Genomic DNA, 19,221 nt, shown 5'->3' with positions numbered 1-19,221 from the left:
TCCCCGCATTTCCAGGAGTCCAAGCAATGATGGTCAACCAATCCGTTTTCGCGCGCCTGCCGCGTGCCCTGCTGACCGCTGGCGCGCTGTGCGCAGCCCTGGCCATGGCGCCTGCCCATGCGCAAAGCGAGGCCTCCGTGGCGCTGTCCATGCTGCCCGTGGCCTCCGTGGTGGGTACGGCTTCGGTGGCTTCGACGGCCGCTGGCGCCGTGGTGGCCTTGCCGGCCGCGCTGTCGGTGGGCGGCGCGGTGCTGACCGTGAAGGCGGTGCAGGCCTCGGCCACGGGCACGGTCTATCTGCTCGAGCGTGCCTCCGACGGCGCCCAGGCCAGCGTGGAAGTGGTGGGGCGGGGCGCCTCCGCCTCGGCCTATGCCGTGGGCACGGTGCTGACCTGCAGCGTGATCGGCGCAGGCGTTGTCATCTCGGCGGCCGGCAAGGTGCTGGCCTTCATTCCCAACGAGATGGGCAAGGCCCTGCTGCACAACGAACGCCTGTGATGTCTGCCATGAAACCGCCTCTTTCCCCTTCCCCTGTGGCCCGTGCCGCCTGCCTTGTGCTGCTGCTGGCCGCCGCGCTGGGCACGGCCCATGCAGGGCGCAGCTGCGAGGACAAGCCCCTCACCCCCCAATCCCTGCAAAAGGGGCTGGACCTGGCCCAGCGCACATCCCAGGCGCTGGATGCCGAATATGCGAAGAACGGCACCCGTGTCGTGCTGCTGGCGCGCGTGGGCCAGGACCTGAGCAAGTACGACCTGCACTACTCGCACTACGGCTGGGCCTACAGGACCCCCGAAGGCCCCTGGCGCGTGGCGCACAAGCTCAACGAATGCGGCACGGCCGGCGGCCATGTCTACCGCCAGGGCCTGGGCGAATTCTTCCTAGACGACCTGTGGCGCTACGAGGCCGGCGTTCAGGTGCCCACGCCCGCCGTGCAGCAGGCGCTGTGGACCTTTCTGACCCAGCCCCAGACCGTGCTGCGCCTGCAGCACGAGCCCTACAGCATGGTCAGCTATGCCTGGGGCCAGCGCTACCAGCAGTCCAACCAGTGGGCCACCGAAACCCTGGCCGCCGCCATGGAGCCGGCCACGGTGCAGCGGCGCGAGCAGGCCCAGGCCTGGCTGCAGTTCAAGGGCTACGAGCCCGGCGTGCTGGTCATCCGTGCGCTGTCGCGGCTGGGCGGGCGCGTGACGGCTGCCAACATCGCCTTCGACGACCATCCCAACGACAAGCGCTATGCCAGCCGCATAGAGACCGTGACCGTGGAATCGGTGACGCAGTGGCTGCAGCGCAGCCAGCTGGCGGGTCCGGTGCGCGTGCTGCCCTGAGCCGGACCGGCTTTTCCTTCGCCTGCGGTCTTCCTCGGCCGCAGGCCACTGAAACAGGAGTTTCCCCATGAGCAAGGCACTGCGTCTGCCCGAGAAATGGTTCCGCCGAGGCCTGTGGCTGGTGGCGGTGGTGTTCGCGTCCTTCCTCATCGGCCTGGGCGGCCTGGTGGTGGGGGATCTGCCCCAGGTCGAGTCGCCGCGCACGGTGGAGGACTTCATCGCACCCGCTGCGGCCGAGCCCGTCAAGGCCGAGATCAAGGCCGCCGATGCCGATCACGACAAGGCGGAGACGGCGCTGCAGAACGCGCGCCTCAAGTACCAGGCCACGCAGGCGCGCTACCGCTCGGCGCGCGAGACCTTCGACAACTGGGTGGCCACGCGCCGCGCCACGGCCCGGCCCGAGCAGGACAGCGAGCTGCTGTCGCGCACCCAGGCGCTGGATGCCATCAAGCAGGAAGAGAACACCGCACGCGCCTCCGTGGAGCGGCTGCAGGACGCCAGCCTGCAGGCACGCCAGCGCCTGGACGCGGCCAACCGCCAATGGGACGGTCTGCGCGACGGTGCCATGGAGGCCTGGCGCAAGGAGATGCGCGCCATCGAGCTGCGCGTCTTCCTCTACCGCCTGGCGCTGACCCTGCCCCTGCTGCTGGTGGCCGGCTGGCTGTTCGCCAAACAGCGCAAGAGCACCTGGTGGCCCTTTGTCTGGGGCTTCATCTTCTTTGCGCTGTTCGCCTTCTTCGTCGAACTCGTGCCCTACCTGCCCGACTACGGCGGCTACGTGCGCTATGTGGTCGGCATCGTGGTGACGGTACTGCTGGGGCGCGCGGCCATTCTGGGCCTGAACCGCTACCTGGAGCGGCAAAAGCAGCAGGAGTCACTGCCCGAGACGCAGCGGCGCCAGGAACTGGGCTACGACGTGGCCCTGGCCCGCCTGGCCAAGGGCGTATGCCCGGGCTGCGAGCGCCCCGTGGACCTGAAGGACGGCGCCATCGATTTCTGCCCCCACTGCGGCATAGGCCTGTTCGACCGTTGCGGCAGCTGCAATACCCGCAAGAGCGCCTTTGTGCACTATTGCCACAGCTGCGGCACCCAGGCCGATGGCAACCGCAGGAAGCCGGGAGCCGTGCTGCCTTCCACGTCTGCTGCGCCTGCCGTGGCTCCCCTGCCTCCCGTGCAGGAGGCCGGGCCGGCACCGGGTTGAGTCTGGCTGAGCCCGCCTGACCCCCGCCTGAAGCGGCCCTGGCGGCGGCTGTGGCGGTGTCGGCCGGGGCCGGCAAGACCCTTGAAGCTGCGCGGGGTTGTGGTACACCATGGCTTGCGCGCTCGGCCGGGGCGCAGATGTCTTCAGCGAGGATGCCATGTCACGCCAGCTGCCGTATCCCCCACAACACACGCCAGCGCAGCCCGCCCACCCACCGGCCGGCGCGTCCGCCCATCTTCTTCCCCTGGCGGCCTGGGCCGTGGGGGCTGCCCTGCTGGCCGGCCATGTGCTGGCCGGCCCTTCTTCATGGAAAGCCTGGGCGGCCTACGCCGCGCTGTCGGCCCTGGCCGGCATGGCCTGGGTCTGGCGCTGCCATGCTGCGGGCCTGCCGCTGACCCGGACGCTGCGCGGCCACGGCTGGATACAGGCCACGATGGCCTTGCTGCTGGCGGCCTGGCAGCCCTCGCTGGCCTGGGCCTCTGCCCTGCTGTGGCTGGCCGCCATCGCCTGGCTGCCCTGGGATGGCGAGCGCGAGCAGGCGCTGCACCTGCCCGCAGGCCAGATCGTGCTGCTGTGCGCCATGCTGGCCATGCTCTGCGCCGTGGTGGTGGCCAGGCCCATGCCGCAGATGGCACCGGGCTCGGTCGCCGTGCGCATTCTGTGGCTGGCCAGCGTGCTGCTGCCGCTGGCCGTGCATGCGCTGGCCCTGTGGCAGGCACTGAGCCGCATGCAGCGCCAGTACACCGAGGAACTGGCGCAGCTGTCCAGCTACTGCGGCCAGCTGGCCGACGATGTGCAGCAGCTGCAGACCCGCGTGGGCTCGCTGCAATTGCCCACGGGGCGCGACACGCTGACCGGCGTGGCCAACTACTCGCGATTGATGGATGCCGTCGATGGCCTGCGCGAGCGCCATGCGCGCAAGCCCGAACCGTTTTGCGTGGTGCTGCTGGAGCTGGACCCCTGGGTGGAGCGTGCGGGCGTGCACCCGCCGCACAAGGGACCATCGCTGCAGGACCGGGTGCTGCTCATGCTCAGCGGCCTGCTGGTCACCCACCTGCGCACGGTGGACGGCATAGGCCGCTACCGCGATGACACCTTCATGCTGGTGATGCCGGATACCGCCTCCGTCCAGGCCGTCTGGGCGCTGCAGCGCGTGCGCGAGGGCGTGCGCCAGCAGCACTGGAGCGAGAAGCCCATCCCCGACCCCGACAAGGACCCGCTGACCCTGACCCTGGCCGTGGCGGAGTTCCAGGCGGGCGAAACCTCGGAGCGGCTGGTGCAGCGTGCCGAAGCGGCCCTCGCGCATGGCCGCGCCTGCGGGCGCAACCAGATCGTGGTGGCCGAGGACGTGCGGCCGCCTCGTACCTCCTAGGCGAGAAGGATGCAATCCCCGGGATTTCCCGGATGCGGTCACAATGGGCGCCCATGAGGGCCGCCGGCCCGCCGCGCTTCTTCGCATGCCCGTGCTTTCCTCCATTTCTCGGAATTTCCCGGATCGTCTCCTGTGGGGGCCGAAGCCGGCGTCGCCGTTGGTGGACGAGGCGCTGCACCTGGAGCGCTGGAAGCGCCGCACCTGGCAACTGCACATCTCCGTGCTGGTCAGCCATATCTATGCGCTGCTGCTGTTTCTGGGCCATGCCTGGGCCGGCTATGCGCCCTGGGCCGTGGTGCTGGGCTATGGCCTGTGGGTGGCGGCGGGCATGGGCTTCATCACCTGGGCCTATGCCAGCGACTGGTGCCACAGGCTGCGCGATCCCGGCATGTTCCTCACGCACCAGCTGGTGTCCATCATCGGCGTGCTGGGCATGGTCATGGCCGCCCCTGCGCTGGCGTTCCAGTCCATGGTGATGCTGATCGCCTTCAGCGCCGACGGTTTCCTGGCGCGCAGCCGTACCAGCTTCTGGCTGACCTGGATAGGCACGCTCATCGCCGTGGCGGCCATCATTCTCTGGCGGGGGCCGCTGATGCGCATGACCACGGACACGGCTGCAGGCCAGTTGCTGGCCTTCGGCGTGGTGCTCGGTGCCGTGGTGCGCTGCAGCGTGCAGGCCACTTTCTTTCGCAGCATGCAGTACCGGCTGGGCATCGCCAATGACAAGCTGGCCACGGCGCTGGCGCAGATCGAGGCCCTGCTGCGCCATGACGACCTGACCGGCGTCAGCAACCGCCGGGGCGTGATCGAGCGGCTGCACGAGGTGCGCACCGCCGCCCACGACCGTGGCACGGTGCTGTGCGTGGCGCTGCTGGACATAGACCACTTCAAGCGCATCAACGACAGCTTTGGCCATGAGGGCGGCGACCGCGTGCTGCGCGCCTTCGGAACGCTGCTGAAGTCGCAGCTGCGCAGTGCCGATGGCGTGGGCCGCTATGGCGGTGAGGAGTTCCTGCTGGTGCTGCCCGACACCGACCTGGCCCAGGCCGGCGAACTGCTGGAGCGCCTGCGCCTGCGCATTGCCGAAGCCCCGTGGACGCAGACCCTGGGCGAGGGCGCCCGCGTCACCTGCACGCTGGGCGCCGCGCAGTACCGCGCGGGCGAGTCGGTGGAGGCGACCATTGCACGTGCCGATGCGGCGCTTTACCGTGGCAAGGCCCAGGGCCGCAACTGCACGGTGCTGGAGCCGCAGCAGGCCCCGCAGGCCTTGAGCGGCGCCCCGGCCCCCCGGACTGATGCCGGAATGCCTGACCGCTTGTGAGTGCAGCTCACGACGGGTGACAGAAAACATCGTTATTCATGCGCACCGATCGTCCATAGCATCGGCATCCATGCTCGGAATGGACAAGGGTGCAAATATGAACCAATGGTTCGCTGAAATCGCCGGCAACGGGCCCGAGGGCGCTGGCATCGTGGTGTCTGCGCAAGGCTGGGATAGGCATCTGCAGTCCGGCCCCCGCCAGTTGCAGGCCGGCCCGCTCCGCGCCGAACTGGCCGACGGCGGCCTGCGCAATGTCCGCTATGGCGGCGTCGACATCCTGCGCTCCATGGCCTTTGTGGCGCGCGACGGACAAGGTGACCGCTGTGTGCATGGCGCGGGCGAACTGAGCCTGCGCGAGCGGGCCGGCCGCTTCGAGGCCTTCTACGAAACGGTGGTGGACTGCGAGGAGCTGAGCCTGGCCTGGCGCGTGCGCATCGTGGGTTCGGCGCGCGGACTGAGCTTCACGTGCTGGGCGCGTGCCCAGGGGGATGTCGACGGCGGCCTGCAGCGGGGCATGCGCGCCGGGCGGGCAGGCCTGGAACTGGTGTATCCGCTCAAGGTCCTGGCTGGCCGGCCCGTGCATGTCCAGCATGTCGATGGCAGTGCCGAAACCACCGTGCTGCCCGAGCCCGATGCGCTGCAGCGCCTGTCGCAGCTGTCTGGCATCGCCCATGAGCCCGCACCGGGCCTGCAGGTGGACTGCCGCCTGGAAGGCGCCGAGTTCGAGATGCTGGGCCAGCGCTGTGGCGGCAAGGCCTTTTTCCGGCTGCAGCCGCGCGCGTTGTCTCCTTCGCCCTCCTACCCGTTGACCCGGGGCCGGACCCTGGTGCAGATGGCCGACCTCTTGTTTGTCTCGCCCGGCGCCCTGCAGTAGCACCGCAAGCAGCGCCTGGCCTGGCCGGGCCTGGCCTGGCCTGGCCGGGTCAGCCTGTGCCTTGCAGGCGGGCGGCATGCACCGTGGCCTCCAGCAGCTTTCTCTCCCGCTCCAGGTGGGCAATGAACTGGGCTTGCTCCATGGCCATGGGCTTGAAGCCGGCCTCGGCGAGCTTGCGCACCAGATCCGGCTCGGCCAGCACGGCTGCGGTCTCGCGGGCCAGGCGCTCGGCAATGCGGGCGTCGGTGCGGGCCGGCAGCAGCAGGCCCTGCCAGGCCTCGACATCAAAGGACTGCCAGACCGGCGTTTCCTGCAGGCTGGGTGTCTGCGGCAAGGTGGCAGCGCGCAGGCGCGAGGTCACGCCCAGGCCGCGCAGCTTGCCTTCGCGCACGAAGGACTGGACCAGGGCCACGGGCAGCACGGCCAGGTCGATCTGCCCGCCCGCCAGCTCGGTCAGCGCCTGCGGGCCGGATTTGTAGGGCACATGCGTCCATGACAGGCCGGCCTGTTGCTGGAGCATTTCTGCGGTCAGGTGCAGGCTGGTGCCCACGCCATCGGTGCCCACGGTCAGCCGGCCCGGCTGCTGGCGCGACAGCTGCACGAGTTCGGCCGCCGTGGTGGCTGGCAGGTCGGGGCGGCCTGCCAGCACGAAGGCCGAAGAGGCTACGGGCGCCACGGGCAGCAGTTCCCTGAGGCCGTCATACCGGAAGCGCTCTGGCGACACCAGAGGTGCAATGAGCACGCAGCTGGCCACGCCGAACAGCGCGGTATGACCGTCCGGCCTGGCCTTGATCACCCGCTGGGTGGCGATGGTGCCCGAGGCGCCCACGGTGTTTTCTATGACCACGGGCTGGCGCAGCCGCTCCGCCAGGCGCGGCATGACCAGGCGCGCGGCCACGTCCACGCTGCCGCCCGGCGAAAAGGGCACGACCACGGTCAGCGGCTGGCTGGGCCAGGCGTCGGCCCCAGCCGTGGACGCACGGGCTGCCGGTGACAGCCAGGGCGCGCCCAGCATCCAGGCCGCCATTTGCCTGCGGTTGAGGCTCATGACAGCCTCCCGGCGGCGCCCAGCCAGGGCAGCTGGTCCGCGTGGTAGCGCCAGGTCTGGAACACGCTGTTGAGCCGTCCGGGGCCGGTGCGGCGCGCTGCGGCATCGGGGTACTCGGCGAACCAGGGCAGGATGTATTCCCAGACCACCTCCCGCGCAGGCGTGACCTCGAAGAGCCGGCCCGTGGCCGATTCGGTGATGTGGGTGTTGCCGTTCCACAGGCGCTGGGCATTGCCCATGAAGGCGGTGTAGAAGGCGTTGACCATCTCGTCCTGGTAGCTCCAGACCACGCGGTGGTCGGCAGGATCGATCTCCACCACGCGCGAGAAGGCCACATGGGCGCCTTCGCGGAAGTTGCCGTTGTCGAAGGCCAGGATGTGGCCGTTGTCCAGCGCCACGGGCGCATGCTGGTGCGAGACCACCGAGGGTGGAATGTGCAGCGTCACCGCGCCGCTGGCCTTGTCCACGGCAATGATGCCGGAGGTGGTGCGCAGGCTCATGAGCACGCTGCCGTCGGCCCTCACGCCCAGCCCGTTGACCAGCGGCCAGTGGTAGCGGCCGAAGCCCGGGTGGATGGGGAAGTCCTCGGGCGCCAGATGCTCCCAGGCCTTCCATTCCCAGACCAGGCGGCCGCTGCGGTCCACTTCGCGGATCACGTCGCCGTACATCACCTCGCCGGGCCCATGCGCGGTGCCGCCGGGCACGCGCTCGGCAAAGCCCGCAGGCACGGGCGCGCAGGCGGCATAGAGCAGATGGCCGTTGGGCAGCCATTGCGCGTCATGGTGGTGGTCCGGGTCCTCGTGGCGCCAGACGATCTCGCCCTGCGGCGTGACCTCGTAGAAATCGCCGCCATGCCACATGGACCATGGCGCATAGCGATCGGGCGAGCGGGGGTGGTTGCCGTTGTAGCCCAGGTTGCCGTTGGGCAGGATCACGGCGTGCCGGCCCGCGCGCACGGGCAGCTTCCATTCATGGGCCACGCGGCCTTCGATGTCCACCAGGTAGACATGGCCGTCGGCCGTCTGCGGCGCGATCAGGGTGTAGCCGCCGGCCGAGAGGGCGGGGTCGTGGGCGATGAGTCCGACGCCGCGGCGGCGCTGGGTGACTTGGTCTACGGTGCTTGCCATGGGCTGCTTTCAAAGGAGGCCGGGAATGAGCGCCACTCTAGGCAGTCGCAAGCGTCAGGAATAGCTGTTTGTTTTGGATGAGGTGTCAGATAAAAATTTACACTCCGCGCCATGCCCGCAATCTCCCAGGCCTTTCGCTGTTTTGACGAGGTGGCGCGCCGTGGCTCGGTGCGCAAGGCCGCCGTCACGCTGCACCTGACGGCGGCCGCCGTGAACCAGCAAATCCTCAATCTGGAGGCCCAGGTCGGCGTGCCGCTGTTCGACCGCCTGCCGCGCGGCATGCAGCTGACAACGGCCGGGGAGCTGATGCTGGCGGCCGTGCGGCGCAGCCAGCGTGACTTCGACAACGCGCTGGCCCAGGTGGAGGACCTGCGCGCCCTGCGCCGGGGCCATGTGCGCGTGGGCGTGTCCCATGCCACGGCCGAGTACCTGCTGCCCCTGGTGATCGCCAGCCTGCACGGGCGCTATCCGGGCATTACCTTCAGCGTGCGTTCGGGCACGGGCGAGGAATTGCTGCGCGGCGTGGCGCAGGGAGAGATCGATGTGGCCTATTGCCTGCGCCGCCCGCCGCCGCCCGGCGTGCAGGAGGTGCGCGCCTGGCCCCAGCCGCTGGGCGCGGTGATGGCCCCCGGTCATCCCCTGGCCACCGAGCCGCGCCTGCTGCGCCTGCGCGATTGTGTGGACTATCCGCTGATCCTGATGGCGCCGGGCATGGAGTTGCGCAGCATGCTGGAGCAGATGGACAGCGCGGCCCTGCACCAGCAGCGGCCGCTGGTGGAGACCAGCTCCGTGCCCATGGTGCGGCGCCTGGTGGCCGGCAGCACGGCCCTGGGATTCCTGGTGCCCGACAACGTGGCCGAGGATGTGGCGGCCGGCCGCCTGCTCTGGCGGCCCCTGCACGACGCAGGTGCGCAGTTGCCCGGCTGCCTGTACCAGCGCATCGGCTACACCAAGGCAGCCGCCATGCGGCTGTTTCTGGACGAGCTGGAGCGCGTGGCCGACGAGATGCGCGCCGGCTTCGAGACCGGCGTGTCCTGGTCGCTCAAGGACCTGGCGACCTGAGCGACCCTGGCCACCTGAGTGACCTGAACGATCGGCTGCGGGGCGTCAGACGCCCCGGGCGCGCTCGGCCTTGAAGCGTGCGCGCATTTCAGTGAAGTTGCCCGCCTCCAGCGCATTGCGCACTTCCTGCATCAGGTTCAGGTAGTAGTGCAGGTTGTGGATGGTGGTGAGCATGGGGCCCAGCATCTCGCCGCAGCGGTCCAGGTGGTGCAGGTAGGCGCGCGAGAAGCCGTCGCGTCCGCCTTGCTCCCAGCTCACGCCGCTGGTGCCTGCGCAGGCATGGCAGGTGCAGCTGGGGTCCAGCGGCTGGTGGTCGGTCTTGTGGCGTGCGTTGCGGATCTTCAGGTCGCCATAGCGCGTGAAGATGGTGCCGTTGCGCGCATTGCGCGTGGGCATGACGCAGTCGAACATGTCCACGCCGTCGGCCACGCCCTGCACCAGGTCCTCGGGCGTGCCCACGCCCATCAGGTAGCGCGGCTTGTGGGCCGGCAGGCGGTGGGGCGTGTGGGCCATGATGGCCAGCATCTCGTCCTTGGGCTCGCCCACCGAGACGCCGCCCACGGCGTAGCCGGGGAAGTCCATCTCGACCAGGGCCTGCAGCGATTCCTCGCGCAGGTTCTCGTACATGCCGCCCTGCACGATGCCGAACAGCGCATTGGGGTTGCCCAGGCGCTGGAACTCGTCGCTGGAGCGCTTGGCCCAGCGGCGGCTCATCTCCATGCTCTTGCGCGCCTCGGCCTCGGTGGTCTTGTGGCCGTTGGTCTCGTAGGGCGTGCATTCGTCCAGTTGCATGACGATGTCCGAGTTCAGCACGGTCTGGATCTGCATGCTGACTTCGGGCGACATGAACAGCTTGTCGCCGTTGACCGGGCTGGCGAAGTGCACGCCTTCCTCGGTGATCTTGCGCATGGCGCCCAGGCTCCAGACCTGGAATCCGCCCGAGTCGGTGAGGATGGGCTTGTCCCACTTCTCGAAGCCGTGCAGGCCGCCGAAGCTCTGCATGATGTCCAGCCCCGGGCGCATCCACAGGTGGAAGGTGTTGCCCAGGATGATCTGCGCGCCCATCTCCTGCAGGCTGCGCGGCATCACGCCCTTGACGGTGCCATAGGTGCCCACGGGCATGAAGATGGGTGTCTGCACCACGCCGTGGTTGAGCGTGAGCTGGCCGCGGCGCGCGTGGCTGGAGGGATCGGTCTTGAGCAGGTCGAATTGCAGCATAGCCCTCCATTGTCCCAGATGGCCGCATGTGCGTGTCGGACGCTCCGTGACTGTCCCCGGAGCCCGTCTGGCTTAGCCGGCCCGCGTCTACACTGGGGTGGTTGCGATTCGCCAGCTACAAAAAAGGAGGTCCGCATGCTGAAGATCATGATTGCCGTCGATGGGTCCGAGCCCTCGCTGGATGCCGTGCACCACGCCATCTCCCTGGTGCGCCAGGGCCTGCAGGCGCATTTCGTGCTGGCCCATGTGCAGCAGGAAGCCTCGCTGTTCGAGCTGGCCACGCAGGACTCGGACATGATCGCCGCCGCCAGCGTGGACGCCGGCATGCACCTGGTGGCGCCGGCCGTGGCCCTGGTGCGGGCGGCCGGCATTTCCTACGAGGTGGAGATCGGCCTGGGCGAGCCCGCCGCCGCGCTGGCCGACATTGCCGAGAGCACGGGCTGCGAGCAGATCATCATCGGCGCACTGGGCCAGGGCGGCCTGCGGCGCGTGCTGATCGGCTCGGTCTCGCGCGAGGTGGCACGCAACAGCCGGCTGCCCGTGACCATCGTCAAGCATGCCGAGCCGCACGATGAAGAAGGGGAAGAGGACCTGGGTCCCGAGTGAGGTGGTGCCGGGCGCGCGCGGGCTTTCAGGCGGCCCGCCGTTGCTGGCCCTGATGGGACTGGTGCCGGCCTGCATGGGCACCATAAGCTCCGTAGGCACCATGAGCGTGCGCATGCGCGTGGGGTTGCAGCTTGCCGTGCGGCAGGCTGGCCAGGCGCTGGAACATGCGGCGGCAGTAGCCGCGTATGCCCAGGCATTTGTTGATCTCATCCACCGGCAGGGGCCCGGAGACCACGACGATGCTGTCGGCCTGGTCCCAGTCGCCGGCCGCGCGCAGCCGCCTGCGCGTGCACAGCGCCCAGGCATGGATGCGCGTGGGCGAGCCATGCTCATGGACCTGGCCCGTGACCAGGTCGAAGGCAATGGCCACCAGCTCGGTCCTGAGCCGGCAGCGGCGCTCGCCCGTGATGGCACTGGGCGTCTCGCGCATGTCGTACAGGCAGTAATTGCCGGCCTTGAGCTGGTATTGCAAATCCATGGCGGACCTCCGCGGTTCGTTCTGGGGCGGGTTCCGGGCCTGCCTGAAAAGGCCCGGGGCATCGGCGCATTCTGACGCATGGCCCCGGCCGCTGGCAATGCAGCCAGCGGGGCGGGGCTTCCCCGCGAAGGGCAAGCGGCAAAGCGTGCCCCGCGAGGGCCGGTCTTCTAGAAGTCCAGAAGACTGAAACCCACGCTGAGCACGGTGCGCTTGTAGTTGTAATCGATCAGGCTGTCACCGTATCCGCTGAAAAGCTGGACATGCAGGCGCAAATTGCTCTTGCCACCGTTCCATCCTTCGCCTAGGGTGCGCAGCCATTCGACGCGGCCCGAGCCGCGGCCCTGGCCCAGCGAGCCGCGCGCAGTGAAGCCCAGATAGTTCTGCGCATTGACGTTCCAGCCCAGTTTCACCTCGCCCCGGCCGATGTAGTCCTGGATGCGCGGGTTGTCGTCGTGCTCGGCGCTTTCGCGGATGCGCTGCCAGGCCTTGGCGTGCAGCTGCCAGCGGTTGTCCAGCTCGAAGCCGGTCATCAGATACCAGCGGTTCCAGCTGCGCGACAGCGGATCGCTCTGGCCGTTGGACTGGTGCACCAGGCCCACGCCGCTGTAGCGCCAGCGCCAGCCGAAGGGCAGCCGGGCATCGGTGGGGTAGACGTAGAAGATCTCGGGCTCGTGGTCCGTGTTGCGGAAGGGCCGCGAGATGGCGGGGCTGAACAGCTGCCAGTACGACTGCTGGGTGTAGCCGACCCACAGCGAGTCCTTGCCCGCCGAGGTGCTGCTGGTCAGCAGGCCCTGGGCGACCTTGGTGCGCACGGACAGCTGCACGCGCATTTCCTCGGTCTTGTAGGGCTGCGACTGCGCAGGGTCCTTGCCGGGCGTGGTGGGCTGCCGGTTGACATGGTCGGCCGTCACCACGGACACGGACATGGGCCGGTAGCCGCGGAAGCTGAAGGTGCCGCAGTCGCTGCCCGGTTCCAGCTCGAAGTAGCGCGACAGCTCGCTGTAGCGCGGGTCGCGGCAGCCGCCGTTGGTGGGCGTGGTGGGCAGCGCCAGGCCCTGGCCGCTGTCGGCCGTCACCACGGGGGCGGGCGTGGGCAGGGCGCCAGGATCGGCTGCGGCGCTGGCGGCCGGAGCACTCCAGCCGGTGGCCGGCGGCGCGGTCAGCGGCTGCTGCTGCTGGGCCCAGGTGTCGAAGCAGGCCAGGCGAGACTGGTTGTCCGTGGTGGCGGCGCACTGGCGCCAGGCGTCCTCGGACAGGGGGCGGGGCGCGGTCTGTGCCTGGGCGCCGAGCCAGGGCGTGGCGCCCAGTCCCATGGCCAGGGCCCACTGCAGGGGTGTCGGCGTGCGGCGTGGGCGCTTGCGGCGATCCAGGTGTGTAGGAGTCGTCATGGCTTGGGTCCGGTGATGGAAGGAGCGAAGAGTAAGGGGTAATGAGTGAAGAGGGAGCAGGGGGCTCGTGTGCAGGCTCGGGGGCCGGTCAAGGCGCGAGCTTGCGCAGCACGAAGGGCCGGGGCGCCGCATCGTCGCCTTCGATGAAGTTGCCGCGGATCTCGCGGGCGCAGCTGCCTTCGACGACATCGCCCAGCCAGGTGGCGGTGATGCGCTTGCCGTCGGCGCTTTCTTCCAGCGTGATGTGGTCATCGGCCACGTCGCCGACCATGGGGCGGGTGTCTGCGCCGCGCGCGATCGTGCCCTTGACGTTGCCCTTCCACTGGGGGTGCGGCCCCAGCTGCAGGCGCACGGGCTGGGACTGGCCTTCGACGGTTCCCGTCCATTCGCCCTGCAGCTGGCTGTCCTTCATCTCCTCGTCGCCGGGACATGGGGCGTGTGGCAGGGCGGTGGCAGCGCGGGCGGCCTTGGGCGCGGCCTGGAGGGTGGGCCGGGTGGTGGTCTGCAGGTCCGTGCTGGAGCAGGCGGTGGTCACGGCCACCAGCGACAGGCTGAGAACGGGGCGGTAAAAACGCATGCTGTGTCTTTCTGGAATCAGGAGTCGGCGGGCGTGGACTGCTGCGCCTTGAGGGCGAACTCTGCGCGCAGCTGGCGCAGCTTCTCGCGCGGGTCCTCGCGCGAGGTGGCGGCGTCCAGGCCCATTTCCTTGATGAAGCGGCTGGGCAGGGTGGAGACCATCTCGCGCCCCTTCTTGCGGCGCTTGGTCCAGCTCACGGCCAGCGAGCGCCGGGCGCGCGTGATGCCCACGTACATGAGGCGGCGCTCTTCCTGCAGGCGCTGGGCGGTTTCGTCGCTGACCTTCTGCTGGCGGCCGTTGTCGTCGTCGAGCTTGAAGGGCAGCATGCCCTCGGTCACGCCCACCAGCATCACATGCGGCCATTCCAGGCCCTTGGAGGCGTGCAGGGTGGACAGGATGACCATGTCCTGCTCCTTCTCGCGCTCGCTGATGGTGGACAGCAGGGCGATGTTGCGCGCCACTTCCAGCAGGCTCTTGACCTCGGTGTGCGTGGTCGTGCCCGCCGCATCCTCGATCTGGCCGCCGGCGCGCTGGGACATCCAGTCGCAGAACTCCAGCACGTTGCTCCAACGCGCGGCGGCGACCGATTCGCTGTCCTCGCTGTCGTAGAGGTACTGCTCGTAGCCGATCTCCTTGAGCCAGTCGAGCATGAAGCCGCGCGACTGCTCGGCGCCCAGCGTGTGGCGGGCGCGGTATTCGAGGTCGTTGATGTAGCGGCCGAACTCCAGCAGGCTGTCATGCGCCTTCTTGGGCAGGGCCGCTTCCAGCATGTGCGCGAACAGGGCGCCGAACATGCTGAGCTTGTGCTGCGAGGAAAACTCGCCCAGCTTGCCCAGCGTGGTGTGGCCTATGCCGCGCCTGGGCGTGCCGATGGCGCGCAGGAAGGCGGGGTCGTCGTCGTTGTTGATCCACAGCCGGAACCAGGCGCACAGGTCCTTGATCTCGGCGCGGTCGAAGAAGCTGGTGCCGCCCGAGACCTTGTAGGGAATGCTGGCCTTGCGCAAGGCCTTCTCGAAGGGCTTGGCCTGGTGGTTGGCGCGGTAGAGGATGGCGAAATCCTTCCAGTCCGGCGGCGGGTTGCTGGCCGCGCGCAGGCTCTGGATGCGGGCGACGGCGCGCTCGGCCTCGTGCTCCTCGGTGTCGCAGTCCACGATGCGCACGGGCTCGCCCTCGCCCAGCTCCGAGAACAGCGTCTTCGGATAGAGCTTGGGGTTGGGCTGGATGACGTTGTTGGCCGCGCGCAGGATGGCCGAGGTGGAGCGGTAGTTCTGCTCCAGCTTGATCACCTTGAGCTGCGGGAACTCCACCGGCAGCTTCTTGAGGTTGTCCAGCGTAGCGCCGCGCCAGCCGTAGATGCTCTGGTCGTCGTCGCCCACGGCGGTGAAGTGGGCGCGGCTGCCCACCAGCATCTTGAGCAGCTCGTACTGCGTGGCGTTGGTGTCCTGGTATTCGTCCACCAGCACATGGCCCAGCAGGCGCTGCCATTTCTCGCGCACCTCGATGTGGTTCTTGAGCAGGCGCATGGGCATGCCGATCAGGTCGTCGAAATCCACGCTCTGGTAGGCGGTCAGGCGCTCTTCGTAGCGCTGCATGATCAGCGCCGTGCTGCGCTCGTTGTCGTCCTGGGCCATGGCCAGGGCCTTGCGGCTGTCCCAGCCGGCGTTCTTCCAGTTGCTGATGGTCCACTGCCACTGGCGCGCCGTGGCCAGGTCGGTGGTGCCGCCCGAGCAGTCCTTGAGGATGCCCGTCACGTCGTCGGCGTCCAGGATGCTGAACTGGGGCTTGAGGCCCAGCACATGGCCGTCCTCGCGCACCATGCGCACGCCCAGGGCGTGGAAGGTGCACACCAGCACGTCCTTGGCCTGGCGGCCGATGAGGCCGGCCGCGCGCTCGCGCATTTCGGCTGCGGCCTTGTTGGTGAAGGTGATGGCCGCGATGCGGCGCGGCGCCATGCCCATCTCGATCAGGCGCCCGATCTTGTGCGTGATCACGCGTGTCTTGCCCGAGCCCGCGCCGGCCAGAACCAGGCAGGGGCCTTCGGTGTAGTGGACGGCCTGGAGCTGGGCCAGATTGAGTCCTGCGGACATGGGTGCGTTGCGCGGGGAAAGGCGTGAAAGTGAGGGAAGCGGGAGCATACCGCTTCGGGGATCGAGGCCATCAGGCCATGTGTAAGCACCCTTGGAATTCGGCGACAAATCTCGCGGCCACTCTGGTCCGTACTGTGGCGGCGTTGGTCTAAATAGAAAAGTTCACATTAAATCAAGTGAGTAATGTGTAAAAACTATCCAAAATATCAGTCTTCGCCGATGTTCTGTCACGGGCGAATCTGGTTTGTCCATTTCAGTTCCTATCCGGTGAGGTGTCAAAGATGGCTCGCACTACAGACGAGATCGGCCTGGCTGCCGAGCTGTGGTCTCCTCTGCTCAAGCAGCGTTTTGAGGCATTGTTCGCCGTGGCGTCCCGCAAGTCGCTGCGCGGCTGGCGGCAGGTGCCCCTGGTCAGCGCCCAGGTGCTGGTCGTCGATGGCAACATGCCCGCGCCCGAGGCTGCAGGGTGGATGCCCTGCGTGGTCTACGTGGGTGGAGTGCCCCAGGGACAGCACCTGGAGCGCACGCAGCAGCGACTGGCCACCTATCTGGACATGAATTTCACGCTGTCCGACCTGATCGACATGCTGGACCGGGCGGCCGTCTTCCTCATGGACTGGACGGTGCGCCAGCAGGTGGCGACGTCGCATACGCTGGCGCGGGCGCTGGACGATCTGCAGCAGCAGGGCGTGGACTGCCGCTACCGCTTCCAGCTCAAGGCCTGGGTGGCGCTGCCCGCGCCGTGGAACAACTCCGAATGCCTGCGTGCCCTGGCCATGCTGTGCCGTGGCCCCATGGAGGTGGCCCTGTTGTGCGAGCACAGCGGCATGCAGGCCCGCGCCGTGGCCGAACTGCTGCGCCATCCCCGGCTGCGCAGCCTGCTGGAGTGCAGCCTGCGGCCCGCGCGCGAAAACGATCTCCCGCCGCTGCGCGGCAGCCGCGCACAGGCGCCTGCCGCGGTGGCCGGGCTGCCGCGCCAGTGGGTGCAGAAGCTGGCCGGATGGATCCGGCGCGGAGGCGTGGCATGAGCCTGTGGATGAACGCGCAGCCTGCTGCCGGGTTGGTACGGGTGAGCCTGGTGGGCCCCATGGGCATAGGCAAGACCACGGCCCTGCGCAGCCTGTGCGGCGCGTTGATGGCGGCGGCGGATGTGCCCAATCTGGACCGGGCCTCCCATTCCAAGGAATTCACCACGGTGGGTGCCGAGTTCGGCGAGATCGACCTGGGCGGTGGAGAGCGGCTGCAGCTGGTGGGCAGCCCGGGGCAGGAACGCTTCGACTTCGTGCGCCGCTGGGTGCTCAATGCCTCGGTGGGCGTGCTGCTGATGGTGGATGTCTGCGACGTCAGCGCACCGGACTACGCGGCGCAGTGCCTGGCCGAGATCGCCTCTCTGGAATCCGGGCCCCTGGTGGTGGTGGTCAGTTGCCGTGATGCCAGCGAGCAACAGCAGGAAGCATTCAGCAGCGCCTTGGCGGACAGAGGTCACGGTATAGTGCCTGTCATCCAGGCGGACCCCCGTGACCGGCAGCAGTTGCTGGATGCGCTGGGGGTGCTCGTTTCCTTGCTTTCCTTGCAAAGTCAGGTATGAAGACACCAACGCTTCCCCGGATTCCTCCCTCTCTGATCGAAGCTGGCAGCGATGTGCTCCACCGCGTGGTGGCGCCGCTGGAGGGCGTGCACATCGCCTTGCTGTGCACGCCTGACGGCTTCGAGATCACCTCCCTGCGGGTCAGGAGCGAACTGCCGACGGAGCGCCTGTCGGCCATGGCGGGCTCGCTCATGGCCATGGCCAGGGCCGTGGCCACCGAGATAGGCCACAAGTCCTGCCGGCGGCTGACCTTCGAGACCGAGCTGGGCACCGTCCTCTTCCAGGCCGTGTCCGGCAACCAGCCGGCCATCCTGTGCATGGTGGTCGATCAAAGCGCCCTGCTGGGCCGCGCGCTGTGGGCGGCGGGCGAAGTGGCCTCCGAACTGTCCCGTTCCTGATCCGCGGCATCCGCTGCAGAAGTTTGGTTTTCTTCCCCCGAGGAGCGGGCGCGGTGGTCCATCGCACAGCCTGCCCTTGCTATTTGAAAAGGTGGCATATGGCTTCGATACATGATTCTCTGAACGGCCTGCTGGGCATCGATGGCGCCCTGTGCGCGGCCCTGGTGGACAGCACCAGCGGCATGCTCATGGGCAGCGTGGGCTCCGGCCTCGACATGGAGCTGGCCGCTGCCGGCAACACGGAGGTGGTGCGCGCCAAGCTCAAGACCATGCGCATGCTCAAGCTCGATGACGCCATCGACGACATCCTGATCACCCTGACGCACCAGTACCACATCATCCGGCCCGTGGCCGCCCATGAAGGTGTGTTCTTCTACCTGGTGCTGGACAAGAGCCGCTCCAATCTGGCGCTGGCCCGCCGCAAGGTGCAGGAAGTCGAGAAGGACCTGGCGCTGTAAGCGCACGCGCTTGTTGCGCTCACGCCCGACCTGCCGGATGCGGATTCCGGCAGGTTTTTTTTCGCCCGGCGTCCGCGCGGTGACACGGGCGCGCGGCAGCGGCACCGGCTTGCTGCCAGAATCGCCGCGTGCTGTCCGTCCTGCTGATCACCTTCCCCTTCTTCGCGCTTGTGGCCTGCGGCTTTGCGGCCACCTGGCGTGGCGTGCTGCCGCAGGCGGCGATACCGGGGCTCAATGCCTTCGTGCTGTATTTCGCGCTGCCCTGCATGCTGTTCCGCTTTGGCGCGCAGACGCCGATTGCCCAGCTGCTGGATGTGGGCGTCTCCGTGGTCTACCTGCTGTGCGCGCTGCTGATGGTGGGTGCCACCGTGGCGCTGACCGTGCGGCGCGTGGGCTGGAACGATGCGGCCTTTGGCGCGCTGGTGGCGGCCTTTCCCAACACCGGCTTCATGGGAGTGCCCATGCTGGTGGCGCTGCTGGGCGAGCGTGCGGCGGGCCCGGTCATCGTCACCATGGCCATCGACATGGTGGTGACCACTTCGCTGTGCATTGCGCTGTCGCGCCTGGGGCTGCCGGGCGGGCATGGCGTGTCCGTGGCGCTGCGCAGGGCGTTTGCCGGCATGGCCGCCAATCCCATGCCCTGGGCCATCGTGCTGGGTGGCGTGGCCTCGGCGGCAGGCTGGACGCTGCCCGGCCCCATCGACCGCACCGTGGCCATGCTGGCGGGCGCGGCCTCGCCCGTGGCGCTGTTCACCATTGGCGCCGTGCTGGCGCGCTCGCAGATGAACAGCCACGAGCGCGTGGCCGCGCGCGACTACGTGCCCATTGCGCTGGCCAAGCTGCTGGTCCACCCGCTGCTGGTCTGGGCCGTGGCCCGTGCGGCCATGGCGCTGGGCCTGCCGCTCGGCGAAGAGGCCTTTGTGGCGCTGGTGCTGCTGGCCGCGCTGCCCAGCGCCAGCAATGTCTCGCTGCTGACCGAGCGCTTCGGGGCGCACGGCGGGCGCGTGGCCCGCATCATCCTGGTGTCCACGGTGCTGGCCTTCCTGAGCTTCTCGGGCGCCGTGGCGCTGATGACCTGAGCAGGCCCCGGGCAC

Annotated in this window: 20 protein-coding genes; 13 read left to right on the top strand and 7 right to left on the bottom strand. The window is 68.7% G+C overall.

Annotation, left to right across the window (positions count from 1 at the left end; genetic code table 11):
* Positions 1-26 precede the first annotated feature (26 nt).
* The 6 genes from BO996_RS00570 to BO996_RS00545 all read left to right on the top strand — a co-directional run bounded on the left by BO996_RS00570 (position 27) and on the right by BO996_RS00545 (position 6,092).
* Positions 27-497, top strand: coding sequence for a hypothetical protein (locus tag BO996_RS00570; protein WP_012202472.1), 471 nt, complete (start codon positions 27-29; stop codon positions 495-497).
* A gap of 8 nt (positions 498-505) precedes the next feature.
* Positions 506-1,324 (top strand): DUF2145 domain-containing protein, encoded by an 819-nt coding sequence (locus tag BO996_RS00565; protein WP_013800300.1) that lies wholly within the window; start codon positions 506-508, stop codon positions 1,322-1,324.
* A 67-nt stretch (positions 1,325-1,391) separates the two neighbouring features.
* Positions 1,392-2,525 carry a zinc ribbon domain-containing protein gene (locus BO996_RS00560; protein WP_013800301.1) on the top strand — a complete coding sequence of 378 codons (1,134 nt, stop codon included), beginning with the start codon at positions 1,392-1,394 and terminating at the stop codon, positions 2,523-2,525.
* A 157-nt stretch (positions 2,526-2,682) separates the two neighbouring features.
* A complete protein-coding gene (locus tag BO996_RS00555; RefSeq protein WP_065347391.1) occupies positions 2,683-3,897 on the top strand; it encodes a GGDEF domain-containing protein in 1,215 nt (404 codons plus the stop codon).
* 160 nt (positions 3,898-4,057) lie between these two features.
* Positions 4,058-5,218, top strand: a complete 1,161-nt coding sequence (locus BO996_RS00550; RefSeq protein WP_232240441.1) for a GGDEF domain-containing protein — start codon at positions 4,058-4,060, stop codon at positions 5,216-5,218.
* Positions 5,219-5,315: 97 nt separating this feature from the next.
* Positions 5,316-6,092: a hypothetical protein gene (locus BO996_RS00545; protein ID WP_232240440.1), complete on the top strand. Its 777-nt coding sequence runs from the start codon at positions 5,316-5,318 to the stop codon at positions 6,090-6,092.
* A gap of 49 nt (positions 6,093-6,141) precedes the next feature.
* Here BO996_RS00545 and BO996_RS00540 read toward each other — a convergent pair whose 3' ends face one another.
* Together BO996_RS00540 and BO996_RS00535 are read right to left on the bottom strand one after the other, a co-directional pair.
* Positions 6,142-7,140 (bottom strand): Bug family tripartite tricarboxylate transporter substrate binding protein, encoded by a 999-nt coding sequence (locus BO996_RS00540; RefSeq protein ID WP_071953751.1) that lies wholly within the window; start codon positions 7,138-7,140, stop codon positions 6,142-6,144.
* Complete coding sequence (locus BO996_RS00535; RefSeq protein WP_071953750.1) at positions 7,137-8,267, bottom strand: aryl-sulfate sulfotransferase; 1,131 nt, start codon at positions 8,265-8,267, stop codon at positions 7,137-7,139. The genes BO996_RS00540 and BO996_RS00535 overlap by 4 nt, the downstream gene beginning before the upstream one ends.
* 111 nt (positions 8,268-8,378) lie before the next feature.
* Here BO996_RS00535 and BO996_RS00530 point away from each other — a divergent pair, with 111 nt between their 5' ends.
* Entirely contained in the window at positions 8,379-9,329 is a 951-nt protein-coding gene (locus tag BO996_RS00530; RefSeq protein WP_012202480.1) for a LysR family transcriptional regulator, read from the top strand.
* A gap of 45 nt (positions 9,330-9,374) precedes the next feature.
* Here the strand turns inward: BO996_RS00530 and tgt are convergent, their stop codons facing one another.
* Complete coding sequence (gene tgt / locus BO996_RS00525) at positions 9,375-10,547, bottom strand: tRNA guanosine(34) transglycosylase Tgt (protein ID WP_012202481.1); 1,173 nt, start codon at positions 10,545-10,547, stop codon at positions 9,375-9,377.
* 135 nt (positions 10,548-10,682) lie between these two features.
* On the opposite strand from tgt, the gene BO996_RS00520 reads away from it, so the two are divergent.
* Entirely contained in the window at positions 10,683-11,153 is a 471-nt protein-coding gene (locus tag BO996_RS00520) for a universal stress protein (RefSeq protein WP_034397960.1), read from the top strand.
* Between the two features lie 25 nt (positions 11,154-11,178).
* Here the strand turns inward: BO996_RS00520 and BO996_RS00515 are convergent, their stop codons facing one another.
* The 4 genes from BO996_RS00515 to BO996_RS00500 all read right to left on the bottom strand — a co-directional run bounded on the left by BO996_RS00515 (position 11,179) and on the right by BO996_RS00500 (position 15,683).
* A complete protein-coding gene (locus BO996_RS00515; RefSeq protein WP_071953749.1) occupies positions 11,179-11,631 on the bottom strand; it encodes a hypothetical protein in 453 nt (150 codons plus the stop codon).
* A gap of 167 nt (positions 11,632-11,798) precedes the next feature.
* Entirely contained in the window at positions 11,799-13,019 is a 1,221-nt protein-coding gene (locus tag BO996_RS00510) for a phospholipase A (RefSeq protein WP_071953748.1), read from the bottom strand.
* A gap of 88 nt (positions 13,020-13,107) precedes the next feature.
* Entirely contained in the window at positions 13,108-13,596 is a 489-nt protein-coding gene (locus tag BO996_RS00505; RefSeq protein ID WP_071953747.1) for a hypothetical protein, read from the bottom strand.
* A gap of 17 nt (positions 13,597-13,613) precedes the next feature.
* The gene (locus tag BO996_RS00500; RefSeq protein WP_013800309.1) at positions 13,614-15,683 is read right to left on the bottom strand and encodes an ATP-dependent helicase; all 2,070 of its coding nucleotides are present in this window, start codon (positions 15,681-15,683) and stop codon (positions 13,614-13,616) included.
* Positions 15,684-15,964: 281 nt separating this feature from the next.
* Here BO996_RS00500 and BO996_RS00495 point away from each other — a divergent pair, with 281 nt between their 5' ends.
* The 5 genes from BO996_RS00495 to BO996_RS00475 all read left to right on the top strand — a co-directional run bounded on the left by BO996_RS00495 (position 15,965) and on the right by BO996_RS00475 (position 19,206).
* Positions 15,965-16,711, top strand: coding sequence for a hypothetical protein (locus BO996_RS00495; protein WP_043824313.1), 747 nt, complete (start codon positions 15,965-15,967; stop codon positions 16,709-16,711).
* Entirely contained in the window at positions 16,708-17,271 is a 564-nt protein-coding gene (locus BO996_RS00490) for a GTP-binding protein (protein WP_071953746.1), read from the top strand. Before BO996_RS00495 ends, BO996_RS00490 begins: the two co-directional genes overlap by 4 nt.
* Entirely contained in the window at positions 17,268-17,669 is a 402-nt protein-coding gene (locus tag BO996_RS00485) for a roadblock/LC7 domain-containing protein (protein WP_071953745.1), read from the top strand. Before BO996_RS00490 ends, BO996_RS00485 begins: the two co-directional genes overlap by 4 nt.
* A gap of 98 nt (positions 17,670-17,767) precedes the next feature.
* Positions 17,768-18,127 carry a hypothetical protein gene (locus BO996_RS00480; RefSeq protein ID WP_071953744.1) on the top strand — a complete coding sequence of 120 codons (360 nt, stop codon included), beginning with the start codon at positions 17,768-17,770 and terminating at the stop codon, positions 18,125-18,127.
* A 128-nt stretch (positions 18,128-18,255) separates the two neighbouring features.
* Positions 18,256-19,206 (top strand): AEC family transporter, encoded by a 951-nt coding sequence (locus tag BO996_RS00475; protein ID WP_012202491.1) that lies wholly within the window; start codon positions 18,256-18,258, stop codon positions 19,204-19,206.
* Positions 19,207-19,221: the final 15 nt, after the last annotated feature.

It is taken from the genome of Delftia sp. HK171, assembly GCF_001886655.1.
GTDB classification, from domain to species: Bacteria; Pseudomonadota; Gammaproteobacteria; order Burkholderiales; family Burkholderiaceae_C; genus Comamonas; species Comamonas acidovorans.
The sequence above is the reverse complement of the archived record's forward strand: the minus strand, read 5'-3'. Positions and strand labels throughout refer to the sequence as shown.

Coding starts and splice junctions, on each gene's coding strand:
- BO996_RS00510 (WP_071953748.1), bottom strand. CDS start 13,019: ATGACGACTCCTACACACCTGGATCGCCGCAAGCGCCCACGCCGCACG.
- BO996_RS00485 (WP_071953745.1), top strand. CDS start 17,268: ATGAAGACACCAACGCTTCCCCGGATTCCTCCCTCTCTGATCGAAGCT.
- BO996_RS00480 (WP_071953744.1), top strand. CDS start 17,768: ATGGCTTCGATACATGATTCTCTGAACGGCCTGCTGGGCATCGATGGC.
- tgt (WP_012202481.1), bottom strand. CDS start 10,547: ATGCTGCAATTCGACCTGCTCAAGACCGATCCCTCCAGCCACGCGCGC.
- BO996_RS00560 (WP_013800301.1), top strand. CDS start 1,392: ATGAGCAAGGCACTGCGTCTGCCCGAGAAATGGTTCCGCCGAGGCCTG.
- BO996_RS00545 (WP_232240440.1), top strand. CDS start 5,316: ATGAACCAATGGTTCGCTGAAATCGCCGGCAACGGGCCCGAGGGCGCT.
- BO996_RS00495 (WP_043824313.1), top strand. CDS start 15,965: ATGGCTCGCACTACAGACGAGATCGGCCTGGCTGCCGAGCTGTGGTCT.
- BO996_RS00515 (WP_071953749.1), bottom strand. CDS start 11,631: ATGGATTTGCAATACCAGCTCAAGGCCGGCAATTACTGCCTGTACGAC.
- BO996_RS00505 (WP_071953747.1), bottom strand. CDS start 13,596: ATGCGTTTTTACCGCCCCGTTCTCAGCCTGTCGCTGGTGGCCGTGACC.
- BO996_RS00535 (WP_071953750.1), bottom strand. CDS start 8,267: ATGGCAAGCACCGTAGACCAAGTCACCCAGCGCCGCCGCGGCGTCGGA.
- BO996_RS00530 (WP_012202480.1), top strand. CDS start 8,379: ATGCCCGCAATCTCCCAGGCCTTTCGCTGTTTTGACGAGGTGGCGCGC.
- BO996_RS00520 (WP_034397960.1), top strand. CDS start 10,683: ATGCTGAAGATCATGATTGCCGTCGATGGGTCCGAGCCCTCGCTGGAT.
- BO996_RS00565 (WP_013800300.1), top strand. CDS start 506: ATGAAACCGCCTCTTTCCCCTTCCCCTGTGGCCCGTGCCGCCTGCCTT.
- BO996_RS00570 (WP_012202472.1), top strand. CDS start 27: ATGATGGTCAACCAATCCGTTTTCGCGCGCCTGCCGCGTGCCCTGCTG.
- BO996_RS00490 (WP_071953746.1), top strand. CDS start 16,708: ATGAGCCTGTGGATGAACGCGCAGCCTGCTGCCGGGTTGGTACGGGTG.
- BO996_RS00555 (WP_065347391.1), top strand. CDS start 2,683: ATGTCACGCCAGCTGCCGTATCCCCCACAACACACGCCAGCGCAGCCC.
- BO996_RS00500 (WP_013800309.1), bottom strand. CDS start 15,683: ATGTCCGCAGGACTCAATCTGGCCCAGCTCCAGGCCGTCCACTACACC.
- BO996_RS00540 (WP_071953751.1), bottom strand. CDS start 7,140: ATGAGCCTCAACCGCAGGCAAATGGCGGCCTGGATGCTGGGCGCGCCC.